The organism is Streptomyces sp. CC208A, from assembly GCF_030010625.1.
Taxonomy (GTDB): domain Bacteria; phylum Actinomycetota; class Actinomycetes; order Streptomycetales; family Streptomycetaceae; genus Streptomyces.
Genome location: NZ_JASCXN010000076.1, coordinates 1 through 4,179 on the forward strand (window position 1 = coordinate 1; position 4,179 = coordinate 4,179).

Genomic DNA, 4,179 nt, shown 5'->3' on the forward strand with positions numbered 1-4,179 from the left:
GAAGCGGGACAGGGCGTTGACCCGCTGATTCCAGGTCTCGACGTCCCACCGCTCCTTCAGCGGGCCGGCGAGGCGGTACTCGGCGAACCCTCCGAGCGCGGAACGCAGTTCATCGCGGTCCCCGAAGGGGTCCACGCCGTGTCGCTGGAGGAACTCCAGCCACGGGGCAAGGCCCCGAGCGTACGCCCACCAAGAACGCCACGCCGGCACCCCATTGATCGGCAACTCGCGCAGCCATGCGTTCGCGACCACCGTCGGCCGAGGACCGGATTCGTCCTCGAACAGGAGGTCGTCGTCGAGCAGGACCGGCATGCGCTCCGGGATCAGCGGCTCATAGTCGAGCCCCCACTGCTCCCATCCCTCACGAGAGAAGGAGATCAACAACATGCCCCGGGACGGTACATGCCGACTCAGGTGAGTGCAGGAGATTCAAAGACAGGCCCGTTGGGGACCAGATGCCCCCTGCCATCGAATGAGACGCGACAGAAGTGCAGCAATAGCATGGCGGCCGTCGGCACCTCGAACCTCGCACCCGGCGTCCTGCTCCCGGTCCCCGTCTACCGGTACCGGAAGTGGGGCGGGCAGATGACGGCCCAGCACGGGTACGACCAGTTGGAGGCGTCGGCCCGCAGGCATGCCTGGCAGTACGGCCACAGCCTGCGCTCCATCCTGCACAGCCGTACGGATCTAGGTTCCGCAGTTTCGTGAGCACTTCCGCGTGATCATGAGCACCAATCGAGCATTTCCGCGTGATCATGGGCAGCAGTCACGTTCCGTGGCCTGCACGCCAGGGGACGCCGGCGGGCCAGCGTGGGGGTCACCGCACTCGGTTTGCCCGGCCAGCGCAACGGTGCGTTTTCGGCAATCAGCATGTCTGCATGCGCCAACCTCTGGGCGGTTTCGGGGATTCCGCTTTGCCGAGGGCCGGTGGCCGACCAGTCTTGGCGACGGCGTTGACCGGTGTACAGACGGTGCCCGGGACGCGAGGAAAGGACGGTTCACGATGGCGGGTGCGCAGTCGTCGCAGGAGCGGATCGAGCGGCTGAAGGCGCTGCTGACCGGGAAGAGTTCCAGTCGCCGTGCGGGGGCGGCGCTGGCATCCTCCGGTACGTACGGGAACCTGCTGCTGGGGGTGGCGCTGCACGGCGCGGACCGGATGCGCGAGGGCACGCCGCCGACCCCGCTGGAGCTCCTCTTCACGGGGGCGCTCCTCAATGTCCTCGGCAGGGAGACCTTGGAGTGGGGGGCCGCGTACCGGGAGACGGTGCAGAGCGCAGCCCCGGGCACGCTGGTGGTACCGGAGGTGATCGCGGCCCGTCCCTCTTCGTCCGGGTTCGATTACGCGGACTTGGCCGAGGTGCTGCCGCATCTGTCGCAGGAGGCGTCCCAGGCGCCGAATCTATTGCTGCTGACGCCGGAGGACCTTGCGGCGGGGCGGACGCAGGAGGACGCGGCCTTCATCGAGGCGATGCGTGAAACGGGCTTCGCGGTGACCGGGGTGGCCCGCCATCCCGGTGCCGGCGTCCGGTCCCAGGACAGCGGCACGGTGCAGGATGCGGCCCCGGCCGCGCAGTCGTGGCGGGTGAAACTGCAGATGGAGAACTTCTACGTTCAGCGTGCGGTCGGGGACCAGGGGGGCGGCAGGGACGAGATCTACTTCACCGCCGCCGCCAGCGTAGGCGACGGAAGGAATCAGACCTTCGTCTCCGAAGAGTTCGGCGCGGTCAAACAGGGCCAGACCCGCACCTTCTCCTCCGACAAGAAGGTGTTCCTGGACCAGCAGAGCGGCAGCGACCTGGCGATCGCCAGCATCCAGGTGTGGGAGGCCGACCAGAGCAACTCCCAGTGGTACAACAGCCTGCAGCAAGCCCTGAACTCTGCGGTCGTGACGATCGACAGGGTCCTGAGCAACCCGGTCGCGACCATCGTGGACCCGACCCCCCTGCCGGTGACGATCGCCTGGGAGGTCACGAAGGTCTTCGTCGCGCTCATGGACACCCTGCGCAACAACGACGACCTCTCCTGCAGCCGTACCTTCGTCCTCACCCGCGACGACATGGCCATCCTGCACCACCAGCCCGGCCTGGAATGGGACTTCAACGGCGACGGCTATCACCGACTCCGCGTCCGCTACACCGGCGAACGCCCCGTCTACCCCACCGGCAGCATCGAGATCACCAGCCGTGACCAGGGCACTGAACCCTCCGCCGCAGGAGCCTGGAGCGCCCCCGTCCCACTGGGCTGGAAGACCGGGGCCACACCGGCCCTCGCCTCCTACCGGGGCCACCTGTACACCGTGTTCCCACAGGCCGGCGACAAGCGGCTCGTGTGGAGCCGCTACGACGGGGCCGCATGGACCGCTCCCCGCATCATCGGCTCCGCCGCCAGCGACCACCCCTGCGCACTCGCCGTCCACAAGGACCAGCTGCACCTGATGTACACCGGAGGGGACAGCAACCTCTACCACGGCTGGTTCAACGGCCAGGAGTGGAGCCCCCTCCAACCGGTCAGCAACTGGAAGTCCGCCCTCGGCCCGGCCCTGGTCGAAATGGACGGCGTCCTGTGGTCCGGACACACCGGCGGCGACCGCGCCTATATCGCCAGCTGGGTCCAGGGCACCAACTGGAATACCGCCGAGCTTGCCGGTGGTCCCCTCGACCACAACACCGTCCACAGCACCCCCGCCTTGGGTACCACCCCCGGCCGGATCACCATCGATTACCGCAACGCAAACAACAGGATGGCGACCTTGTCCCGCAGGCAACCGTTCGACGGCGGATGGAGCACCATGGGACTGGGCGCCTCCTGGAGCACCCGCCACGCTCCCACGGTGCACGAGGCGGGCCGCTACGGATGGATGGCGTATACCGGTCTGGACAACCGCGCCTACCTGGGCTGGCGCGCCACTCACCCGGAATCCCCCAGCCGCCATTGGGCGAACAACCCCGCTGAAGTCATCCAGCGGGGCACGTGGACCTGCACCCCGCTGGCGGCTCCCGCCCTCACGGCCCACAACGGCCGCCTGTACGCGATCTACCACGCCTAGGCAGTTTCGTTTGGAACAGTTGCCGGTGGTCCGGAAGCGCCTTATGCCGCGTGGCCCTAAGGGTTCAAGGGCTCCGCCGACGAATGGCTCAGGGTAGGCGGGGAAGGGCCATGCGCTGGCTGGATCCAGTTGTTCCCCATAGGTTGACGTGGATCGGATGGATAAAGCCGGCCAGGGTGGGAAGGTCGGGGGGGTCTTGATCACGATCACGGAGGAGGGGACCCATGGGTTGGCTTCGCACGAAGGACTTCCTGATCCACACTGGACCTGAGAAGTGGACTGAGACCACGGTCCGCATCGACGGCAATTACCTGGTCGTCAACGAACCGGTCCCGGAGGTGTGGGCCAAGGACTCCAACGGCAACATCCGGACGGACTACAAGGGCGACAAGATCAAGGGAGACCCGATCTCGGAGATTCTTCCCGCCGCCTGGGTCAAGATCGTCGACGGCTGGGAGAAGGACGGCAACTGGGGCGGTTACCTCCAGGTCACCTCCGAGTGCGACAAGGGCAGGTGGGTCGATTCAAGCGCCGGTTGGGTCGCGCTGGTCTCCAGCAAGGCCGACCCTGTCACGTTCATCGACAAGGGCGACTACTACGAGATCTGGCAGCACAACAAGCCGGACAGCAGCCGCCCCCTGACGATCGTCAACGGAAACAGGCTGCGGTACGTGGAAGGTGCAGAGCCAGCGCGCTTCAACGTCTTCGACTCCACTCACTGAATCGCGTGATGGTGTGACCAGTCGCCCGATCGGTGTGCCCGCATTGGCCTGGCACCGGCGCTTGAGCTGGCCCCGCGGCCCGGCGTCCGCCCGGGCTCGTTGTGCGGTGCCGCCCAGGAGCTGGAACCTCTCACGAGATGCTTCGGCAGCAGGCGACCTGGGGAACGATCAGCCGCGTAGGGAGTTCGTGAGGCAGGTCCTCGCAGAATGAATACGCCCTGGCGGCGGCTCTCCACGAGCGCCGCCGCCAGGTTCAACTCCAGCCTGCCTCGGGGCACCGGTACTCGCTGAGGGATCACCGGGCGGACCGGGACTGTAAATCGTTCGGTGTAACTCCCGATCATGGAGGATGAGCTGTACTGAGATTTGTGGAGTCCCTGATGCCAGGGTTACGGTCCTGGCGAAGGAGAA

Annotated in this window: 2 protein-coding genes and 2 pseudogenes; 3 read left to right on the forward strand and 1 reads right to left on the reverse strand. The window is 66.7% G+C overall.

Translation table 11 applies throughout. The features are described 5' to 3' along the window. Positions 1-387, reverse strand: a pseudogene (locus QK442_RS35875) (site-specific integrase); the annotation flags it as partial. 117 nt (positions 388-504) lie between these two features. Between QK442_RS35875 and QK442_RS35880 the strand changes: the two are divergent. The 3 genes and pseudogenes from QK442_RS35880 to QK442_RS35890 all read left to right on the forward strand — a co-directional run. Beyond that, positions 505-708 (forward strand): annotated as a pseudogene (locus QK442_RS35880) (glycosyltransferase); the annotation flags it as partial. A gap of 295 nt (positions 709-1,003) precedes the next feature. Next, on the forward strand, positions 1,004-3,046 hold the full coding sequence (locus QK442_RS35885) for a hypothetical protein (protein ID WP_282698335.1): 2,043 nt from the start codon (positions 1,004-1,006) through the stop codon (positions 3,044-3,046). 224 nt (positions 3,047-3,270) lie between these two features. Then, positions 3,271-3,768 carry a hypothetical protein gene (locus QK442_RS35890; RefSeq protein WP_282698336.1) on the forward strand — a complete coding sequence of 166 codons (498 nt, stop codon included), beginning with the start codon at positions 3,271-3,273 and terminating at the stop codon, positions 3,766-3,768. Positions 3,769-4,179 lie beyond the last annotated feature (411 nt).